Origin of the sequence: Microbacterium resistens, from assembly GCF_031456305.1 — a bacterium.
GTDB classification, from domain to species: Bacteria; Actinomycetota; Actinomycetes; order Actinomycetales; family Microbacteriaceae; genus Microbacterium; species Microbacterium resistens_A.
Genome location: NZ_JAVDUM010000004.1, coordinates 239,508 through 258,535 on the forward strand (window position 1 = coordinate 239,508; position 19,028 = coordinate 258,535).

Below are 19,028 nucleotides of genomic sequence, written 5' to 3' on the forward strand. Positions count from 1 at the left end.
GCAAGAAGACAAGGAAAACGCCCGTGGCACAAGAAGTGCTCACCGACCTGAGCAAGGTCCGCAACATCGGCATCATGGCGCACATCGATGCCGGTAAGACCACGACGACCGAGCGCATCCTGTTCTACACGGGTGTGAACCACAAGCTCGGCGAGACCCACGACGGTGCATCGACCACCGACTGGATGGAGCAGGAGAAGGAGCGCGGCATCACCATCACCTCCGCCGCGGTGACCTGCTTCTGGAACGGCAACCAGGTCAACATCATCGACACCCCCGGCCACGTGGACTTCACGGTCGAGGTGGAGCGCTCGCTCCGCGTGCTCGACGGCGCCGTCGCGGTGTTCGACGGCAAGGAGGGCGTCGAGCCCCAGTCCGAGACCGTGTGGCGCCAGGCGGACAAGTACAACGTGCCCCGCATCTGCTTCGTCAACAAGATGGACAAGCTGGGCGCCGACTTCTACTTCACCGTCGACACCATCATCAGCCGCCTGGGCGCGAAGCCCCTCGTGCTGCAGCTGCCGATCGGCGCCGAGAACGACTTCGTCGGCGTCGTCGACCTCATCGAGATGCGCGCCCTGGTCTGGCCCGGCGACAGCAAGGGCGACGTGACGATGGGCGCCTCCTACGAGGTGCAGGAGATCCCCGCCGACCTCAAGGAGAAGGCGGCGGAGTACCGTCAGCAGCTCCTGGAGACCGTCGCCGAGACCGACGACGCGCTGCTGGAGAAGTTCTTCGGCGGCGAGGAGCTCACGGTCGCGGAGATCAAGGGCGCCATCCGCAAGATGGTCATCGCCTCGGAGATCTACCCGGTCCTCTGCGGCTCGGCGTTCAAGAACCGCGGCGTGCAGCCGATGCTCGACGCGGTCGTCGACTTCCTCCCCTCGCCCCTGGACGTGCCCGCCATCGAGGCGCACGACCCCAAGGACGAGGAGCGGATCATCGAGCGTCACCCCGACGCCAACGACCCCTTCGCGGCGCTCGCGTTCAAGGTCGCGGTGCACCCGTTCTTCGGTCGCCTCACCTACGTGCGCGTCTACTCGGGTCACCTCGACTCGGGTGCGCAGGTCGTCAACTCGACCAAGGGCAAGAAGGAGCGCATCGGGAAGATCTTCCAGATGCACGCCAACAAGGAGAACCCGGTCGACTCGCTCACCGCGGGCAACATCTACGCCGTCATCGGCCTCAAGGACACCACCACCGGTGACACCCTGGCCGACCCGGCGCAGCCCGTCGTGCTGGAGTCGATGACGTTCCCGGAGCCCGTGATCGAGGTCGCGATCGAGCCGAAGACGAAGGCCGACCAGGAGAAGCTGGGCACCGCGATCCAGAAGCTCGCCGAAGAGGACCCGACCTTCCGCACCGAGCTCAACCCCGAGACCGGTCAGACGATCATCAAGGGCATGGGCGAGCTGCACCTCGACATCCTCGTGGACCGCATGAAGCGCGAGTTCAAGGTCGAGGCCAACGTCGGAAAGCCGCAGGTCGCGTACCGCGAGACGATCAAGAAGGCCGTCGAGAAGCACGACTACACGCACAAGAAGCAGACCGGTGGATCGGGGCAGTTCGCGAAGATCCAGTTCACGATCGAGCCCCTCGAGGTCACGGCCGAGAAGTCGTACGAGTTCGAGAACGCCGTCACCGGCGGTCGCATCCCGCGCGAGTACATCGGCTCGATCGACGCCGGCTTCCAGGACGCGATGAACGTCGGCGTCCTCGCCGGCTACCCGATGGTCGGCGTCAAGGCGATCATCGTCGATGGTGCTGCCCACGACGTCGACTCCTCGGAGATGGCGTTCAAGATCGCCGGCTCCATGGGCTTCAAGGAGGCGGCTCGCCGCGCGAACCCCATCCTCCTCGAGCCGCTCATGGCCGTCGAGGTGCGTACTCCCGAGGAGTACATGGGCGACGTCGTCGGCGACCTGAACTCGCGTCGTGGCCAGATCCAGTCGATGGAGGACGCCGCAGGCGTCAAGGTCGTCCGCGCGTCGGTCCCGCTGTCGGAGATGTTCGGCTACATCGGTGACCTGCGCTCGAAGACCTCGGGCCGTGCGGTCTACTCGATGGAGTTCGACAGCTACGCCGAGGTCCCGAAGGCCGTCGCCGACGAGATCATCCAGAAGACCAAGGGCGAGTGAGCCCTTCCGCTCGGCCGGTCCTCCGCTCCCCGTTCGCGGAGCGCGGACGGTCCGGCCGGGCGGTCGCACAATTTCATATTGTCTCTCTACTAAACTGAGTAACCAACCCGTAGGGATCCGGTCGCAATCCAGTGCCCGGAGGCTCTACACGACCGTCCTGAGGAGGACCTAGTGGCTAAGGCCAAGTTCGAGCGGACCAAGCCGCACGTGAACATCGGAACGATCGGTCACGTCGACCACGGCAAGACCACGCTCACCGCGGCGATCTCGAAGGTGCTCGCCGACAAGTTCCCGTCGGCCACCAACGTGCAGCGCGACTTCTCGTCGATCGACTCGGCGCCGGAAGAGCGTCAGCGCGGCATCACGATCAACATCTCGCACGTCGAGTACGAGACCCCGAAGCGTCACTACGCGCACGTCGACGCCCCGGGGCACGCCGACTACATCAAGAACATGATCACGGGTGCTGCCCAGATGGACGGCGCGATCCTCGTGGTCGCCGCCACCGACGGCCCGATGGCTCAGACGCGTGAGCACGTCCTGCTCGCCAAGCAGGTCGGCGTGCCGTACCTGCTCGTCGCGCTGAACAAGTCCGACATGGTCGACGACGAGGAGATCCTGGAGCTCGTCGAGCTCGAGGTCCGTGAGCTCCTGTCGAGCCAGAACTTCGACGGCGACAACGCTCCCGTCATCCGCGTCTCGGGCCTGAAGGCCCTCGAGGGCGACGAGAAGTGGACCCAGTCCATCCTCGACCTCATGGACGCGGTCGACGAGTCGATCCCGGACCCGGTGCGCGACAAGGACAAGCCGTTCCTGATGCCGATCGAGGACGTCTTCACGATCACCGGTCGTGGCACCGTCGTCACCGGTCGCGCCGAGCGCGGCACCCTCGCCATCAACTCCGAGGTCGAGATCGTCGGCCTGCGCGCGACGCAGAAGACGATCGTCACGGGTATCGAGATGTTCCACAAGCAGCTCGACGAGGCATGGGCCGGCGAGAACTGCGGTCTTCTCCTCCGTGGCACCAAGCGTGAGGACGTCGAGCGCGGCCAGGTCGTCGTGAAGCCGGGTTCGATCACCCCGCACACCGACTTCGAGGGCACGGCGTACATCCTCTCGAAGGACGAGGGTGGCCGTCACAACCCCTTCTACACGAACTACCGCCCGCAGTTCTACTTCCGTACCACGGACGTCACCGGCGTCATCGCGCTGCCCGAGGGCACCGAGATGGTCATGCCCGGCGACACCACGGACATGACGGTCGAGCTGATCCAGCCGATCGCCATGGAAGAGGGCCTCGGCTTCGCGATCCGTGAGGGTGGCCGCACCGTCGGCGCCGGCACGGTGACCAAGGTCATCAAGTAAGCTTCCCGCTTGCTGAGCGGAGGGGCCGGGTCTTCGGATCCGGCCCCTTCGTCGTCCCCGGGCCCTGACGGACGGGGAAGCGCACGGACACGCTGAGGCGCGAAACACGGTGAGATGGGACTTCCGTCAGGCCGGGCGGTGACGTAGAAATAGAAGTGCTGGCTACCGCCAGCATCAGCCAACCAAAAGGGGAACCCCATGGGCATCGAAGAGACGATCGGCGACGCGGTCAACAAGGGCAAGGAGTTCGTCGAGCAGAACGCCGACAAGATCAACGAGGCCGTTCACAGCGAGCAGGCCGAGGGCATCAGCGACAAGATCCTCGACGGGGTCGCCGACTTCGCCAAGAAGGTCGCTCCGGGCGCCGCAGAGCAGATCGACGGCGTCCGCGACAACGTCGACAAGGCCGTCGGCAACGAGTGATCCTCGACTGATCCGTCTGTCTCGGATCGGGCGGCGCATCCACCGGGATGCGCCGCCCTTCTCTTTGCCCGCGATGGCGGGTGGGAGGCGGCCCGGAGGCGGGTCGGAGGAGCGCGACACGCCCGGGTTTGCAGGACGGGAATCCGGCATGGCAGAATAGACAGGTTCCACATTCCGGCATCGCTCAGCGTGGCCGGATCACTGCCAGGCAGTGCATAGGCGGCGCGCTCTCCCGAGAGGTCTGCGCAGGGTTCTAGGCCGCGGGCAGCAGAACACACAACCGACACCTCCTCACCGAGGCCCCGTCATGTGCGGGGGTCGGCATCCGGATGCCCTCGGGCGGCCGGGCTGACAGCAGAACAGTGGTGCGCGGTTCGGCTCGCAAGAGCGGATCCCGTGCAAGGCGTGAAGAACGCCGACGTGCGTCCAATGCCCCCGGGTCCACCTGACCAGGGCCGGTAAGACGCCTGAAGAGAGTGAGCAGACAAATGGCGGGACAGAAGATCCGCATTCGCCTGAAGTCGTATGACCACGAGGTCATCGACACGTCGGCACGCAAGATCGTCGACACCGTGACCCGTGCGGGCGCGACCGTCGTCGGCCCCGTGCCGCTTCCGACCGAGAAGAACGTCGTGTGCGTCATCCGGTCGCCCCACAAGTACAAGGACAGCCGCGAGCACTTCGAGATGCGCACCCACAAGCGCCTGATCGACATCGTCGACCCGACGCCCAAGGCCGTCGACTCGCTGATGCGTCTCGACCTCCCGGCCGACGTCAACATCGAGATCAAGCTCTGAGGTCGGACATGGTTGACATCAACTCCAAGATTTCCAAGGGAATGCTGGGCACGAAGCTCGGCATGACCCAGGTGTGGAACGAGAACGGCAAGCTCGTTCCCGTCACCGTCATCGAGCTCGCGCCGAACGTGGTCACCCAGGTCCGCACGCCCGAGAAGGACGGCTACAACGCCGTCCAGATCGCCTACGGCCAGATCGACCCGCGCAAGGTCACGCAGCCGCTGACGAAGCACTTCGAGGCCGCAGGCGTCACGCCGCGTCGTCACGTCACCGAGGTCCGCACCGCGGACGCCGGCGACTACTCGCTCGGCCAGGAGCTGACCGTGGACGGCGTGTTCGAGGCCGGCCAGCTGGTCGACGTCGTCGGCACCAGCAAGGGCAAGGGCACCGCCGGTGTCATGAAGCGCCACAACTTCAAGGGTGTCTCCGCCTCGCACGGTGCGCACCGCAACCACCGCAAGCCCGGCTCGATCGGCGCATCGTCGACCCCGAGCCGCGTCTTCAAGGGCATGCGCATGGCCGGCCGTATGGGTGGCGAGCGCGTGACCGTCCTCAACCTCACGGTGCACGCCATCGACGTCGAGAAGGGACTCATGCTCGTCAAGGGCGCCGTCCCCGGCGCGCGTGGCCGCATCGTCTACGTCCGCAACGCAGTGAAGGGTGCCTAAGGCTCATGGCTGACACGTCACTCACTCTCGACGTCTTCGCAGGCGGCAAGAAGACCGGTACGGTCGACGCCCCCGCCGGCATCTTCGACGCCAAGACCAACGTCCCGCTGATCCACCAGGTCGTCGTCGCGCAGCTCGCCGCGGCACGTCAGGGCACCCACTCGACCAAGCGTCGCGGTGAGGTCTCCGGTGCCGGCCGCAAGCCCTTCAAGCAGAAGGGCACCGGTAACGCCCGTCAGGGCTCGATCCGTGCGCCGCACATGACCGGTGGTGGCATCGTCCACGGCCCGAAGCCGCGCGACTACTCGCAGCGCACGCCCAAGAAGATGATCGCGGCCGCCCTCGCCGGCGCGCTCAGCGACCGTTACCGCGGTGAGCGCCTGCACGTCGTCGAGTCCTTCGGCATCGACGGCAAGCCCTCCACCAAGACGGCCGCCGCGTACCTGAAGGCGCTCCCGGGCAAGACGGTCCTCGTGGTCCTCGACCGCGGCGACGACGTCAACGCCCTGAGCCTTCGCAACCTGGCCGGCGTGCACGTGCTGTACTTCGACCAGCTCAACGCCTACGACGTGATCGTCTCCGACGACATCGTCTTCACCAAGGCCGCCTTCGACGCGTTCGTCGCGACGAAGTCCGGCGCAACCGAGGAGGTCTCGGCATGAGCGCACAGGAGAACATCCTCGCCACGGCTGGAAACAAGGACCCGCGCGACATCATCCTGAAGCCGGTCGTCTCCGAGAAGAGCTACGGGCTCATCGACGAGGGCAAGTACACCTTCCTGGTGGACCCGCGCGCGTCCAAGACCGAGATCAAGCTCGCGATCGAGAAGATCTTCGACGTCAAGGTGGCGGGCGTCAACACGATCAACCGCGTCGGCAAGGCCCGTCGCACCCGCTTCGGCGTCGGCAAGCGCAAGGACACCAAGCGCGCGATCGTCAGCCTGAAGTCGGGCACCATCGACATCTTCACGGCAGTGAACTGACCGGGGGATAAGGACAAACATGGCTATTCGCAAGTACAAGCCCACGACCCCGGGTCGTCGCGGCTCGTCGGTGGCAGACTTCGCCGAGATCACTCGATCGACGCCGGAGAAGTCGCTGCTGCGCCCGCTGTCGAAGACCGGTGGTCGTAACAACCAGGGCCGCATCACCACCCGCCACATCGGCGGCGGGCACAAGCGCCAGTACCGCGTCATCGACTTCCGTCGCAACGACAAGGACGGCATCGACGCGAAGGTCGCTCACATCGAGTACGACCCCAACCGCACCGCGCGCATCGCGCTCCTGCACTACTTCGACGGCGAGAAGCGCTACATCCTCGCGCCGAACAAGCTGAAGCAGGGCGACGTCGTCGAGTCGGGTCCCTCGGCCGACATCAAGCCGGGCAACAACCTGCCGCTGAAGAACATCCCGACCGGTACCGTGATCCACGCGATCGAGCTCCGTCCCGGTGGCGGCGCGAAGATGGCCCGTTCGGCCGGCGCGGGCGTCCGCCTCGTCGCGAAGGACGGCCCCTACGCGCAGCTGCGTCTCCCCTCGGGCGAGATCCGCAACGTCGACGCGCGCTGCCGTGCGACGATCGGCGAGGTCGGCAACGCCGAGCAGTCCAACATCAACTGGGGCAAGGCCGGCCGCAAGCGCTGGAAGGGCGTCCGCCCGACCGTCCGCGGTGTCGCGATGAACCCGGTCGACCACCCGCACGGTGGTGGTGAGGGCAAGACGTCCGGTGGCCGTCACCCCGTCACCCCCTGGGGCCAGGCTGAGGGTCGCACCCGTCACGCCAACAAGGAAAGCGACAAGTACATCGTGCGTCGCCGTAACGCCGGCAAGAAGCGCAAGTAGGAGTAAGAGAAGATGCCTCGCAGTCTTAAGAAGGGCCCCTTCGTCGACGAGCACCTGCTTCGCAAGGTGGTCGTGCAGAACGAAGCCGGCAGCAAGAACGTCATCAAGACCTGGTCGCGTCGTTCGATGATCATCCCGGCCATGCTGGGACACACCATCGCCGTGCACGACGGTCGCAAGCACATCCCCGTGTTCGTGACCGAGACCATGGTCGGCCACAAACTGGGCGAGTTCGCGCCCACCCGCACCTTCCGCGGCCACGAGAAGGACGACAAGAAGGGCCGTCGCCGCTGACGCGGTGGCGCAAGAGGAGAGAGAAATGGTGGAGTCCATCGCCCGCGTGCGACACATCCGCGTGACCCCTCAGAAGGCTCGTCGTGTCGTCGCTCTCATCAAGGGCAAGCAGGCCGAAGAGGCCCTTGCCATCCTGAAGTTCGCGCAGCAGAGCGCCAGCGAGCCGATCTACAAGCTCGTGCACTCCGCAATGGCGAACGCACAGGTCAAGGCCGATCGCGACGGTGAATACCTCGACGAGCAGGACCTGTACGTGAAGAACGCCTTCGTGGACGAGGGGACGACGCTCAAGCGTTTCCAGCCCCGCGCCCAGGGACGCGCGTTCCAGATCAAGAAGCGCACGAGCCACATCACGGTCGTGCTGGCCACTCCTGAGGTGGCCGAGACGAAGAAGGCGAGCAAGTAATGGGCCAGAAGGTAAACCCCTACGGCTTCCGCCTCGGTATCACGACCGACCACGTGTCGCGTTGGTTCTCGGACTCGACGAAGCCGGGTCAGCGTTACGCCGACTACGTCGCCGAGGACATCAAGATCCGTAAGCTGCTGCAGACGCAGCTCGACCGTGCCGGTGTCAGCAACATCGAGATCGAGCGCACCCGGGACCGCGTGCGGGTGGACATCCACACCGCGCGTCCCGGCATCGTGATCGGCCGCCGCGGCGCCGAGGCCGAGCGCATCCGCGGAGACCTCGAGAAGCTCTCGGGCAAGCAGATCCAGCTGAACATCCTCGAGGTGAAGAACCCCGAGGCCGACGCTCAGCTGGTCGCCCAGGGCGTCGCCGAGCAGCTCTCTGCTCGTGTCGCGTTCCGTCGTGCCATGCGCAAGGGCCTCCAGGGCGCCCAGCGCGCCGGCGCCAAGGGCGTCCGGATCCAGGTCTCGGGTCGTCTCGGCGGCGCCGAGATGAGCCGGTCGGAGTTCTACCGCGAGGGTCGGGTGCCGCTGCACACGCTCCGCGCGAACATCGACTACGGCTTCTACGAGGCCAAGACCACCTTCGGCCGCATCGGCGTGAAGGTCTGGATCTACAAGGGCGACCTCACCAACAAGGAGCTCGCTCGCGAGCAGGCCAACCAGAAGCCCTCGCGTGACCGTGGTGGCGACCGTCGTCGCGCACCGCGCAACGAGGCACCGGTCGCGGAAGGAGCGTCGGCGTAATGCTCATCCCTCGTAAGGTCAAGTATCGCAAGCAGCACCACCCCAAGCGGGATGGTCAGGCGACCGGTGGCACGAAGGTCTCCTTCGGCGAGTTCGGCATCCAGGCACTGACGTCCGCCTACGTGACGAACCGTCAGATCGAGTCCGCTCGTATCGCCATGACCCGTCACATCAAGCGTGGCGGCAAGGTGTGGATCAACATCTACCCGGACCGTCCGCTCACCAAGAAGCCCGCCGAGACCCGCATGGGTTCCGGTAAGGGCTCGCCGGAGTGGTGGGTCGCCAACGTCAAGCCGGGTCGCGTCCTCTTCGAGGTCGCCGGCGTCAACGAGCAGCTCGCTCGCGAGGCCCTGACCCGTGCCATTCACAAGCTGCCGCTCAAGGCACGCATCATCAAGCGCGAGGAGGGCGACGCGTAATGGCGATCGGCACCAAGGAGCTCGGCGTGACCGAGCTCGACACGTTCGAAGACCAGCGCCTCGTCGAGGAGCTGCGCAAGGCCAAGGAGGAGCTGTTCAACCTCCGTTTCCAGTCGGCCACCGGCCAGCTGGAGAGCCACGGCCGCATCCGCGCCGTCAAGCGCGACATCGCGCGCCTCTACACCGTGATCCGTGAGCGCGAGCTCGGCATCCGTGCGACGCCGGCTCCCGTCGAGGCTCCGGCCAAGAAGGCGTCCAAGAGCAAGGCGAAGAAGGCCGATGAGGCCGAGGCGCCGAAGGAGGAGGCCGAGTAATGGCTGAGAAGAAGGCTGCAGCCGTCGAGGCCGAGGTCGAGACCGTCGCCCGTGGCTACCGCAAGTCGCGTCGCGGCTACGTGGTCAGCGACAAGATGGACAAGACCATCGTCGTCGAGGTCGAGGACCGGGTGAAGCACCCGCTGTACGGCAAGGTCATCCGCCGTACCTCGAAGGTCAAGGCGCACGACGAGGAGAACGCCGCCGGCATCGGCGACCTCGTCCTCATCAACGAGACCCGCCCGCTGAGCGCCACCAAGCGCTGGCGTCTGGTGGAGATTCTGGAGAAGGCCAAGTGATCCAGCAGGAGTCCCGCCTCAAGGTCGCCGACAACACCGGCGCGAAGGAACTGCTCACCATCCGTGTCCTCGGCGGCTCGCGCCGTCGTTACGCGGGGCTGGGCGACACCATCGTCGCGACCGTCAAGGACGCGATCCCGGGCGGCAACGTCAAGAAGGGCGATGTGGTCAAGGCCGTCATCGTCCGCACCAAGAAGGAGACGCGCCGTCCCGACGGCTCGTACATCAAGTTCGACGAGAACGCCGCCGTGATCCTGAAGAACGACGGGGAGCCCCGCGGCACCCGTATCTTCGGGCCGGTCGGTCGTGAGCTTCGCGACAAGAAGTTCATGAAGATCGTCTCGCTCGCCCCGGAGGTCATTTGATCATGGCGAAGATCAAGAAGGGCGACCTGGTCCAGGTCGTCTCGGGCGCCAAGCCCGAGCGCGGCGGAGACCGCGGCAAGCAGGGCAAGGTCCTCGAGGTCCTTACCGAGCAGAACCGCGTCATCGTCGAGGGCGTCAACTACGCCACCAAGCACACGCGCGTTGGTCAGACGCAGCGCGGCACGAAGACGGGCGGCGTCGAGACCATCGAGGCGCCCATCCACATCTCGAACGTCGCCCTGGTCGACCCCGAGACGAAGAAGCCGACCCGCGTCGGCCACCGCGTCGAGGAGCAGGTCAAGGACGGCGTCAAGCGCACGGTTCGCGTGCGCTACGCGAAGAAGAGCGGTAAGGACCTCTGATGAGCACCGACACTGCCGCGCCGGCTGGCAAGATCCAGCCGCGCCTGAAGCAGAAGTACAAGGCCGAGATCCAGCAGAAGATGCAGGAAGAGTTCGGCTACGCGAACGTCATGCAGATCCCTGGTCTGGTCAAGGTCGTCGTCAACACCGGTGTCGGTGAGGCGGCTCGCGACAGCAAGGTGATCGATGGGGCGGTCGATGACCTCACCAAGATCACCGGCCAGAAGCCGATCGTCACCAAGGCCCGCAAGTCCATCGCGCAGTTCAAGCTGCGCGAGGGCCAGGCCATCGGTGCGCACGTCACCCTCCGGGGCGACCGCGCCTGGGAGTTCCTGGACCGCCTCGTGAACCTGGCGCTGCCGCGCATCCGCGACTTCCGCGGCCTCTCCGGCACCCAGTTCGACGGTCACGGCAACTACACGTTCGGTCTCACCGAGCAGAGCGTGTTCCACGAGATCGACCAGGACCGGATCGACCGCGTCCGCGGCTTCGACATCACGATCGTCACCACCGCGAACACGGACGACGAGGGGCGCGCGCTGCTGCGTCACCTCGGCTTCCCGTTCCGCACGACCGACACGCAGGCGTGATACCACCGACGGGCCCGGGACTTCGTTCTCCGGGCCCGTCGGGCGTGTCGTACAATTGAAAATTGCGTGCTCATCGTAGGTCGCCTGCCGTGTAACGACAGTCGAAACCTCATGACTGAAAGAAGAACACCATGACAATGACAGACCCGGTCGCAGACTTGCTGACCCGTCTGCGCAACGCGAACTCGGCGCATCACGACTCCGTGACCCTGCCGTCGAGCAAGCTGAAGACCCACATCGCCGAGATCCTCCGGCAGGAGGGCTACATCTCCGGCTGGGAGGTCAACGACGCCCGCGTCGGCAAGAACCTCACCATCGCGCTGAAGTACGGCCCGAACCGGGAGCGTTCGATCGCGGGCATCAAGCGCGTCTCGAAGCCCGGCCTCCGCGTGTACGCGAAGTCGACGGAGCTCCCCAAGGTGCTCGGCGGCCTCGGCGTCGCCATCCTGTCCACCTCCTCCGGTCTCCTCACCGACCGTCAGGCCGAGCAGAAGGGCGTGGGCGGAGAAGTTCTCGCCTACGTGTGGTGATCGAACATGTCGCGTATCGGACGACTTCCCATCGACATCCCCGCGGGCGTGACCGTTTCGGTCGACGGCCGTGAGGTCAAGGTGTCCGGCCCCAAGGGCGATCTGTCCCTGACGGTGGCCGCTCCCATCGAGGTCTCGGTCGAGGAGGGCCAGGTCCTGGTCACCCGCCCGGACGACGAGCGCGCCTCGCGCTCGCTGCACGGCCTCACCCGCACCCTCATCAACAACGACATCATCGGCGTGACCCAGGGCTACACCAAGGGCCTCGAGGTCGTCGGCACCGGTTACCGCGTGCAGCAGAAGGGCGGCTCCGTCGAGTTCGCCCTCGGCTTCTCGCACCCGGTCCTGGTCGACCCGCCCGCCGGGATCACCCTGACGGTGGAGGGCACCAACAAGCTCACCGTCAGCGGCATCAGCAAGCAGGCTGTCGGAGAGGCAGCCGCGAACATCCGCAAGATCCGCAAGCCCGAGCCGTACAAGGGCAAGGGCGTGCGCTACGCCGACGAGGTCGTGCGTCGCAAGGCCGGAAAGAGTGGTAAGTAACCATGGCTCTCAAGTCAAAGTCTGACGCCCGTTCGCGTCGTCACGCTCGCCTCCGCAAGAAGGTCGTCGGCACCGAGGTGCGTCCGCGCCTGGTCGTCAACCGTTCCGCTCGCCACGTCTTCGTGCAGCTCGTCGACGACAGCAAGGGCCACACCCTGGCGTCGGCCTCGACGCTGGAGACCGACCTGCGCACGCTCGACGGCGACAAGACGGCCAAGGCCCGCAAGGTCGGCGAGCTCGTCGCCGAGCGCGCGAAGGCCGCCGGCATCTCTGAGGCGGTGTTCGACCGCGGTGGCAACCGCTACGCCGGTCGCGTCGCCGCCATCGCCGAGGGCGCCCGCGAAGGGGGTCTGGCACTGTGAGTGACATCAAGGAGAACGAAGTGACCGAGACGGCTCCCGCCGCCGAGACGGCTCCCGCCGAGGCCTCGGCCGAGCCCCAGCGCGACGAGCGCCAGGGCCGCCGTGGAGGCCGCGACCGCGGCCAGGGCGGCCGTGACCGCAACTCGCGCGATCGTGGGGACAACCAGTTCCTCGAGCGCGTGGTGACCATCAACCGCGTCTCCAAGGTCGTCAAGGGCGGTCGCCGCTTCAGCTTCACCGCGCTCGTCGTGGTGGGCGACGGCAACGGTCTCGTCGGGGTCGGCTACGGCAAGGCCCGCGAGGTCCCGCTGGCGATCTCGAAGGGCGTCGAGGAGGCCAAGCGCAACTTCTTCCGCGTGCCGCGCGTCGGGACCACCATCCCGCACCCGGTGCAGGGCGAGGCTGCGGCCGGTGTCGTGCTGCTGCGTCCCGCGGCCGGCGGTACCGGTGTCATCGCCGGTGGTCCGGTCCGCGCCGTGCTCGAGTGCGCCGGGATCCACGACGTGCTGTCGAAGTCCCTCGGTTCGTCGAACACGATCAACATCGTGCACGCGACGGTCGCGGCCCTGAAGCAGCTCGAGGAGCCCCGTGCGGTCGCCGCACGCCGTGGCCTCGAGTTCGACCAGGTCGCTCCGGCGCGTCTGGTCCGCGCAGAGGCCGAGGCCGCTGCTGCGCAGAAGGTAGGTGCCTGATGGCCGCCCGGCTCAAGGTCACGCAGGTCAAGTCCAAGGTGAGCGAGAAGCAGAACCAGCGAGACACGCTGCGCAGCCTCGGTCTCAAGCGGATCGGCGACTCGGTCGTCCGTCCGGACGACGCGCAGACGCGCGGTTACGTCAAGACCGTCGCTCACCTCGTGAAGGTTGAGGAGATCGACTAATGGCAGAGAACGAAACGGTCGAGGCCGCGGCGACCAAGACGGCCGCGAAGCCCGCGACCCGCAAGGCTGCCGCCAAGAAGCCGGCCGCGAAGAAGGAGGCCCCGGCCTCCCGTCCCGGCGTGCTGAAGGTGCACCACCTGCGTCCGGTCCCCGGCGCCAACACCGCGAAGACCCGTGTGGGTCGCGGTGAGGGCTCGAAGGGCAAGACCGCCGGTCGTGGCACGAAGGGCACCAAGGCCCGCAACACCGTCCGCGTCGGATTCGAGGGTGGGCAGATGCCGCTGCACATGCGCACCCCGAAGCTCCGCGGCTTCAAGAACCCGTTCCGCGTGGAGTACCAGGTCGTGAACCTGGAGAAGCTCGCGGAGCTGTACCCGAAGGGTGGCGAGGTCACCGTGAGCGACCTGGTCGCGAAGGGTGCCGTTCGCAAGAACGAGAAGGTCAAGGTTCTGGGCAACGGCGACATCGCCGTGAAGCTCACCGTGTCGGTCGACAAGGTCTCGGGCTCAGCCGAGCAGAAGATCGTCGCGGCGGGCGGATCCGTCAAGTAACCGCGATGAGAGGGGCCGGGGATATCTCCGGCCCCTCTTGCGTTACCCTGGTTTTTCGGCCGTCCTTCACGGGATCGGCATCCCTTTTCAGGAGGCACGCCCTTGTTTAGCGCTATCGCGCGGATCTTCCGCACGCCGGACCTGCGTCGGAAGATCATCTTCACGCTGGCGATCATCGCCGTGTACCGGCTCGGATCGACGGTGCCTGCCCCGTTCGTGAACTTCCCGAACGTGGCGGAGTGCATCGCGCTCAACAGCGGCGCCGAGGGTCTCCTCGGACTCGTGAACCTCTTCTCCGGCGGCGCGCTGCTGAAGCTCTCCATCTTCGCGCTGGGCGTGATGCCGTACATCACGGCGACCATCATCACCCAGCTGCTCCGCGTGGTCATCCCGCACTTCGAGACCCTGCACAAGGAGGGTCAGGCGGGCCAGGCGCGGCTCACGCAGTACACGCGCTACCTCACCATCGCGCTGGCGCTCCTGCAGTCCACGACCCTCGTCACGGTCGCTCGATCCGGGCAGCTCTTCGGACAGGGCGCAGGCGGCGCCTGCCAGCAGCTGCTGACCAACGACGCCTGGTGGGCGCAGGTGCTGATGATCATCACGCTGACCGCCGGCACGGGCCTGATCATGTGGTTCGCCGAGCTGGTCACCGAGCGCGGCATCGGCAACGGCATGTCGCTCCTCATCTTCACCTCGATCGCCGCCACCTTCCCCGGCGCGATGTGGGCCATCTGGGAGACCCGCGGCTTCGAGGTCTTCCTCCTGGTGCTCGCGATGGGCATCGTGGTGATGACGCTGGTGGTGTTCATTGAGCAGTCGCAGCGGCGCATCCCGGTGCAGTACGCGAAGCGCATGGTCGGCCGGCGCACGTACGGCGGCACCAACACCTACATCCCGATCAAGGTGAACATGGCGGGCGTGATCCCCGTGATCTTCGCCTCCTCGCTGCTGGCAATCCCGATGCTGGTCGCGCAGTTCAACATCCCGCAGGACGGCTCGACGCCCCCGGAATGGGCGACCTGGATCATCCAGTACTTCACCCGGGGCGACCACCCGCTCTACATGGCGGTGTACTTCCTGCTGATCATCGGCTTCACCTACTTCTACGTCGCGATCACGTTCAACCCCGTCGAGGTCGCCGACAACATGAAGAGGTACGGCGGGTTCATCCCCGGCATCCGCGCCGGTCGCCCGACCGCGGAGTACCTCGACTACGTCCTGACGCGCATCACCTTCCCCGGCTCGCTGTATCTGGGGCTCGTGGCCCTCATCCCGCTCATCGCCCTCGCGACGGTCGGCGCCAACCAGAACTTCCCGTTCGGCGGCGCCTCGATCCTGATCATCGTCGGCGTGGGTCTGGAGACGGTGAAGCAGATCGACGCGCAGCTCCAGCAGCGACACTACGAAGGGCTTCTCCGATGACGGCATCCGCGCACTCCTCCGCTCGCCTTCTGATCGTCGGTCCGCAGGGATCGGGCAAGGGCACCCAGGGGGTGCGGATCGCCGAGGCCTTCGGGATCCCCGTCGTCTCGACCGGGGACATGTTCCGCGCGAACATCAAGGAGGGCACCGCCCTCGGCGCGCAGGTCACCGCGATCCTGGACCGCGGCGACCTCGTCCCGGACGAGCTGACCGGCGAGATCGTGCGCGACCGGCTGTCCCAGCCCGACGCCGCGCAGGGCTTCCTGCTGGACGGCTATCCCCGCAACGCCGCGCAGGTGACGCACCTGGACGCGTTCCTCGCCGCGCACGGCACGGCGCTCGACGCGGTCGTGCTGCTGGACGTGCCGCGGGAGGAGAGCCTCGCCCGCCTGACGCTGCGCGCGATCGAGCAGGGCCGCTCCGACGACACCGCCCAGGCGATCGCGCACCGCCTGGACATCTACGAGAACGAGACCGCGCCGATCCTCGCCGCCTACGGCGAGCGGGGGATCGTGGATCGCATCGACGGCGTCGGCGACTTCGATCAGATCACGGACCGCGTCTTCGCCGCGCTCGAGGCGCGCGGGCTCGAGCGCGCGGTCGCCGCCTGACGTGGTGTTCCGCCGCTCGATCTACAAGACCCCCGCCCAGCTCCGGGCGATGGTGGAGCCTGGGCTCATCACCGCGGGCGCGCTGGCGGAGGCCAGGGCGCTCATCCGGCCGGGCATCACCACGCGCGAGCTGGACGCGGTCGCAGACCGGCTGATCACGAGCCGTGGCGCCGAGTCGAACTTCAAGCTCGTGCGCGGCTATCGCCACGCGACCTGCATCTCGGTCAACGATCAGGTGGTGCACGGCATCCCGGGCGACCGGGTGCTGCAGCCGGGAGACATCGTCTCGATCGACGGAGGGGCGCAGTTCCACGGCTGGAACGGCGACTCCGCGTTCACGATCGTCGTCCCGGACCCGGAGCGCCCCGAGCTGGTCGCGCGGCGCCAGGCGCTCTCCGACGTCACGGAGGGCGCGATGTGGGCGGGGATCGCCGCGATGGCGACCGCCCGCACGCTCGGCGACGTGAGCGCGGCGATCGAGGATCGGATCCATGCCGCAGGGCCCTCGGCCGGCGGCGAGACCTACGGCATCCTGCGTGAGTACGTGGGCCACGGCATCGGCCGGAAGATGCATGAGCCGCCGAGCCTCTTCAACTACCGCACCCCGGATCCCGGCCCCGAGGTCCGTTCCGGTCTGGTGCTCGCGATCGAGCCGATGGTGACTGCCGGGGGAGAGGCCACCTTCGTCGAGGACGACGACTGGACGGTGACGACGGTCGACGGCTCGGACGGCTCCCACTGGGAACATAGTGTGGCCGTGCATGATGGAGGAGTGTGGGTGCTGACTGCGCCCGACGGAGGAAAGTCAGGACTCGCGCCGTTCGGCGTCGAGCCGCAACAGATCGGATGACAATGGCCGCTGCGAAGGGCAGGACCAACGGGTTCGCCATCGGTATCTCCATCGCCGTCGTCGTGGTGCTGGTAGCACTCGGCGGCGTGGTGATCTGGCTGAACAACAAAGCCACCGACGCGGGGCCCGCTCCGAAGAGCGAGATCCTCAACACCGACACTGGGGCGCTCACCTACGGGGGCGGCAAGGACGTCGTCGCGGTGTATCTCGACTTCCAGTGCCCGATCTGCAACACCTTCGAGCAGCAGTACGGCGAGAAGCTGGAGAAGGCGGCGGAGGACGGCAAGATCACCCTCGAGTACCACCCCATCGCGATCCTCGACCGCTACTCGCAGGGCACCCTCTACTCCTCCCGCTCTGCGGCTGCCGCGTTCTGCGTGGCCGAATCCAACCCGGACAAGTACCTCGACTACGCCAAGACGCTCTTCGCGAACCAGCCCAAAGAGAACAGCCCGGGGCTGGACAACGACCAGCTGATCGAGTTCGCCAAGGAGGTCGGCGCGGACAAGGCGGCGTCCTGCATCACCGACGAGAAGTACGTCAAGTACCCCGCGGCCCAGGCGCTCAAGCACGAGATCAAGGGCACGCCGTCGATCGACATCAACGGTAAGCGCCTCGACCTCCAGAAGAACGGCGTGGCGCAGCTCGAGGAGCTCATCAACTGAGCGCCGTCGGGTCCGTGCCCGCTCGCTCCCCGCGCCGGCTTGCCGGATGAGGGGAACGCGTCTAACATAGATCTTTGGTGCCTTGCGCCTTTGCTCGGCGTGTCCGAGGGCCAGGCACCAACCCACCCCATCCACCGCAGATCGACCGGTCTGCACAAGCGTCAGCGAGGCTATGGCTAAGAAAGACGGAGTCATCGAGATCGAGGGCGTCGTGTCCGAGGCGCTGCCCAACGCGATGTTCCGCGTTGAGCTCAGCAACGGGCACAAGGTCCTCGCCACGATCTCCGGCAAGATGCGGCAGAACTACATCCGCATCATCCCGGAGGATCGCGTCGTCGTGGAGCTCTCGCCCTACGACCTCACGCGCGGCCGTATCGTCTACCGCTACCGCTGACCGGTCGAGAAGTAACACCCCAGGCGTCATCGCCTGCCCGGTGAAGACAGCGAACAGGAAGCACACAATGAAGGTCAACCCCAGCGTCAAGCCGATCTGCGATCACTGCAAGGTGATCCGCCGCCACGGCCGCGTCATGGTGATCTGCAAGAGCAACCCGCGTCACAAGCAGCGCCAGGGCTGATGCCCTGAGGCCGCCGGCTCCGCCGGCCGGCCACGCTGCGCTGCGGGACTCGCGCAATCGCACAACTCAATATCTGAAACAGGCAGGATCAGAACCCGCAAGGGGGACACCTCGGGGCGGAGGCCCGGGCACCGATCCTGCTCCACACCTCCATCAACACCCAGGAGATTCGCATGGCACGTCTTGCCGGCGTTGACATCCCGCGCGACAAGCGCGTGGTGATCGCCCTCACCTACATCTACGGCGTCGGCCGTACCCGTTCCGTGGAGATCCTCAAGTCCACCGAGATCGACGAGTCGATCCGCGTGAAGGACCTGAGCGACGACCAGCTCATCGCACTCCGCGATCACATCGAGGCCAACTACAAGGTGGAGGGTGACCTCCGCCGCGAGGTGGCGGCCGACATCCGTCGCAAGGTCGAGATCGGCTCCTACGAGGGCCTCCGTCACCGCCGTGGCCTGCCGGTCCGCGGTCAGCGCACCAAGACCAACGCCCGTACCCGCAAGGGTCCGAAGCGTACCGTTGCGGGCAAGAAGAAGGCCCGCTAAGCGGCCCGGGTAAGAGGAGAAGACTTTCATGGCTGCACCCAAGGCCGCCGCGCGCAAGCCGCGCCGCAAGGAAAAGAAGAACATCGCGCTGGGCCACGCCCACATCAAGTCGACGTTCAACAACACGATCGTGTCCATCACCGACCCGTCCGGCGCTGTCATCAGCTGGGCGTCCTCCGGTGGCGTGGGCTTCAAGGGCTCGCGCAAGTCGACGCCGTACGCCGCAGGCATGGCCGCGGAGTCCGCTGCCCGCCAGGCGCAGGAGCACGGTGTCAAGAAGGTCGACGTGTTCGTGAAGGGTCCGGGCTCGGGCCGCGAGACCGCGATCCGCTCGCTGCAGGCCGCCGGCCTCGAGGTGGGCTCGATCCAGGACGTCACGCCGCAGGCGCACAACGGCTGCCGCCCGCCGAAGCGTCGCCGCGTCTGATCCCGCTCCGGTGAGGGGCGCCGAGAGGCGT

The 19,028-nt window shown here is 66.6% G+C and carries 31 protein-coding genes; all 31 read left to right on the forward strand.

Going from position 1 to position 19,028, the window contains the following annotated elements:
- Positions 1-23: 23 nt before the first annotated feature.
- The 31 genes from fusA (at position 24) to rpsK (ending at position 18,997) form a co-directional block, all read left to right on the forward strand.
- Positions 24-2,138, forward strand: a complete 2,115-nt coding sequence (gene fusA / locus J2Y69_RS06500) for an elongation factor G (protein WP_310018760.1) — start codon at positions 24-26, stop codon at positions 2,136-2,138.
- Positions 2,139-2,309: 171 nt separating this feature from the next.
- On the forward strand, positions 2,310-3,503 hold the full coding sequence (gene tuf / locus J2Y69_RS06505; protein WP_310018763.1) for an elongation factor Tu: 1,194 nt from the start codon (positions 2,310-2,312) through the stop codon (positions 3,501-3,503).
- A gap of 198 nt (positions 3,504-3,701) precedes the next feature.
- On the forward strand, positions 3,702-3,926 hold the full coding sequence (locus J2Y69_RS06510) for a hypothetical protein (RefSeq protein ID WP_310018765.1): 225 nt from the start codon (positions 3,702-3,704) through the stop codon (positions 3,924-3,926).
- A 488-nt stretch (positions 3,927-4,414) separates the two neighbouring features.
- The gene (gene rpsJ, locus J2Y69_RS06515) at positions 4,415-4,723 is read left to right on the forward strand and encodes a 30S ribosomal protein S10 (protein ID WP_017201594.1); all 309 of its coding nucleotides are present in this window, start codon (positions 4,415-4,417) and stop codon (positions 4,721-4,723) included.
- Between the two features lie 8 nt (positions 4,724-4,731).
- The gene (gene rplC / locus J2Y69_RS06520; RefSeq protein WP_310018767.1) at positions 4,732-5,391 is read left to right on the forward strand and encodes a 50S ribosomal protein L3; all 660 of its coding nucleotides are present in this window, start codon (positions 4,732-4,734) and stop codon (positions 5,389-5,391) included.
- A 5-nt stretch (positions 5,392-5,396) separates the two neighbouring features.
- Positions 5,397-6,053, forward strand: a complete 657-nt coding sequence (rplD, locus tag J2Y69_RS06525; RefSeq protein WP_310018769.1) for a 50S ribosomal protein L4 — start codon at positions 5,397-5,399, stop codon at positions 6,051-6,053.
- Positions 6,050-6,373, forward strand: coding sequence for a 50S ribosomal protein L23 (gene rplW, locus J2Y69_RS06530; RefSeq protein ID WP_310018771.1), 324 nt, complete (start codon positions 6,050-6,052; stop codon positions 6,371-6,373). Before rplD ends, rplW begins: the two co-directional genes overlap by 4 nt.
- Positions 6,374-6,392: 19 nt before the next feature.
- Complete coding sequence (gene rplB, locus J2Y69_RS06535; RefSeq protein ID WP_310018773.1) at positions 6,393-7,232, forward strand: 50S ribosomal protein L2; 840 nt, start codon at positions 6,393-6,395, stop codon at positions 7,230-7,232.
- Positions 7,233-7,244: 12 nt separating this feature from the next.
- Positions 7,245-7,526, forward strand: a complete 282-nt coding sequence (gene rpsS, locus J2Y69_RS06540; protein ID WP_033106056.1) for a 30S ribosomal protein S19 — start codon at positions 7,245-7,247, stop codon at positions 7,524-7,526.
- Positions 7,527-7,551: 25 nt separating this feature from the next.
- The gene (rplV, locus tag J2Y69_RS06545; protein ID WP_310018776.1) at positions 7,552-7,932 is read left to right on the forward strand and encodes a 50S ribosomal protein L22; all 381 of its coding nucleotides are present in this window, start codon (positions 7,552-7,554) and stop codon (positions 7,930-7,932) included.
- A complete protein-coding gene (rpsC, locus tag J2Y69_RS06550) occupies positions 7,932-8,681 on the forward strand; it encodes a 30S ribosomal protein S3 (RefSeq protein WP_310018778.1) in 750 nt (249 codons plus the stop codon). The genes rplV and rpsC overlap by 1 nt, the downstream gene beginning before the upstream one ends.
- Complete coding sequence (rplP, locus tag J2Y69_RS06555) at positions 8,681-9,100, forward strand: 50S ribosomal protein L16 (RefSeq protein WP_310018780.1); 420 nt, start codon at positions 8,681-8,683, stop codon at positions 9,098-9,100. Before rpsC ends, rplP begins: the two co-directional genes overlap by 1 nt.
- A complete protein-coding gene (gene rpmC / locus J2Y69_RS06560) occupies positions 9,100-9,414 on the forward strand; it encodes a 50S ribosomal protein L29 (RefSeq protein WP_310018782.1) in 315 nt (104 codons plus the stop codon). The genes rplP and rpmC overlap by 1 nt, the downstream gene beginning before the upstream one ends.
- Positions 9,414-9,713, forward strand: coding sequence for a 30S ribosomal protein S17 (gene rpsQ / locus J2Y69_RS06565; RefSeq protein ID WP_310018783.1), 300 nt, complete (start codon positions 9,414-9,416; stop codon positions 9,711-9,713). Before rpmC ends, rpsQ begins: the two co-directional genes overlap by 1 nt.
- A complete protein-coding gene (rplN, locus tag J2Y69_RS06570) occupies positions 9,710-10,078 on the forward strand; it encodes a 50S ribosomal protein L14 (protein ID WP_025102399.1) in 369 nt (122 codons plus the stop codon). Before rpsQ ends, rplN begins: the two co-directional genes overlap by 4 nt.
- A 2-nt stretch (positions 10,079-10,080) precedes the next feature.
- Positions 10,081-10,440, forward strand: a complete 360-nt coding sequence (gene rplX, locus J2Y69_RS06575) for a 50S ribosomal protein L24 (RefSeq protein WP_310018786.1) — start codon at positions 10,081-10,083, stop codon at positions 10,438-10,440.
- Positions 10,440-11,030, forward strand: a complete 591-nt coding sequence (gene rplE / locus J2Y69_RS06580) for a 50S ribosomal protein L5 (RefSeq protein ID WP_310018788.1) — start codon at positions 10,440-10,442, stop codon at positions 11,028-11,030. Before rplX ends, rplE begins: the two co-directional genes overlap by 1 nt.
- A 131-nt stretch (positions 11,031-11,161) precedes the next feature.
- Complete coding sequence (rpsH, locus tag J2Y69_RS06585; protein ID WP_310018791.1) at positions 11,162-11,560, forward strand: 30S ribosomal protein S8; 399 nt, start codon at positions 11,162-11,164, stop codon at positions 11,558-11,560.
- Positions 11,561-11,566: 6 nt separating this feature from the next.
- Positions 11,567-12,103, forward strand: coding sequence for a 50S ribosomal protein L6 (rplF, locus tag J2Y69_RS06590; RefSeq protein WP_310018793.1), 537 nt, complete (start codon positions 11,567-11,569; stop codon positions 12,101-12,103).
- A 2-nt stretch (positions 12,104-12,105) separates the two neighbouring features.
- The gene (gene rplR, locus J2Y69_RS06595; RefSeq protein ID WP_310018795.1) at positions 12,106-12,465 is read left to right on the forward strand and encodes a 50S ribosomal protein L18; all 360 of its coding nucleotides are present in this window, start codon (positions 12,106-12,108) and stop codon (positions 12,463-12,465) included.
- On the forward strand, positions 12,462-13,157 hold the full coding sequence (gene rpsE / locus J2Y69_RS06600; protein ID WP_396653050.1) for a 30S ribosomal protein S5: 696 nt from the start codon (positions 12,462-12,464) through the stop codon (positions 13,155-13,157). Before rplR ends, rpsE begins: the two co-directional genes overlap by 4 nt.
- Positions 13,157-13,342 (forward strand): 50S ribosomal protein L30, encoded by a 186-nt coding sequence (gene rpmD / locus J2Y69_RS06605; RefSeq protein WP_023954062.1) that lies wholly within the window; start codon positions 13,157-13,159, stop codon positions 13,340-13,342. Before rpsE ends, rpmD begins: the two co-directional genes overlap by 1 nt.
- A complete protein-coding gene (gene rplO, locus J2Y69_RS06610) occupies positions 13,342-13,893 on the forward strand; it encodes a 50S ribosomal protein L15 (RefSeq protein WP_310018800.1) in 552 nt (183 codons plus the stop codon). The genes rpmD and rplO overlap by 1 nt, the downstream gene beginning before the upstream one ends.
- A gap of 102 nt (positions 13,894-13,995) precedes the next feature.
- The gene (gene secY / locus J2Y69_RS06615; RefSeq protein WP_310018802.1) at positions 13,996-15,318 is read left to right on the forward strand and encodes a preprotein translocase subunit SecY; all 1,323 of its coding nucleotides are present in this window, start codon (positions 13,996-13,998) and stop codon (positions 15,316-15,318) included.
- Positions 15,315-15,929, forward strand: a complete 615-nt coding sequence (locus J2Y69_RS06620; protein ID WP_310018804.1) for an adenylate kinase — start codon at positions 15,315-15,317, stop codon at positions 15,927-15,929. The genes secY and J2Y69_RS06620 overlap by 4 nt, the downstream gene beginning before the upstream one ends.
- Position 15,930: 1 nt before the next feature.
- The gene (map, locus tag J2Y69_RS06625) at positions 15,931-16,779 is read left to right on the forward strand and encodes a type I methionyl aminopeptidase (protein ID WP_310018805.1); all 849 of its coding nucleotides are present in this window, start codon (positions 15,931-15,933) and stop codon (positions 16,777-16,779) included.
- A 2-nt stretch (positions 16,780-16,781) separates the two neighbouring features.
- A complete protein-coding gene (locus J2Y69_RS06630; protein ID WP_310018807.1) occupies positions 16,782-17,444 on the forward strand; it encodes a DsbA family protein in 663 nt (220 codons plus the stop codon).
- A 172-nt stretch (positions 17,445-17,616) separates the two neighbouring features.
- On the forward strand, positions 17,617-17,838 hold the full coding sequence (infA, locus tag J2Y69_RS06635) for a translation initiation factor IF-1 (RefSeq protein WP_018171468.1): 222 nt from the start codon (positions 17,617-17,619) through the stop codon (positions 17,836-17,838).
- Between the two features lie 67 nt (positions 17,839-17,905).
- Positions 17,906-18,022: a 50S ribosomal protein L36 gene (gene rpmJ, locus J2Y69_RS06640; protein WP_005050492.1), complete on the forward strand. Its 117-nt coding sequence runs from the start codon at positions 17,906-17,908 to the stop codon at positions 18,020-18,022.
- Between the two features lie 173 nt (positions 18,023-18,195).
- Complete coding sequence (gene rpsM / locus J2Y69_RS06645) at positions 18,196-18,570, forward strand: 30S ribosomal protein S13 (protein ID WP_310018809.1); 375 nt, start codon at positions 18,196-18,198, stop codon at positions 18,568-18,570.
- A 28-nt stretch (positions 18,571-18,598) separates the two neighbouring features.
- Complete coding sequence (gene rpsK, locus J2Y69_RS06650; protein WP_310018811.1) at positions 18,599-18,997, forward strand: 30S ribosomal protein S11; 399 nt, start codon at positions 18,599-18,601, stop codon at positions 18,995-18,997.
- Positions 18,998-19,028: the final 31 nt, after the last annotated feature.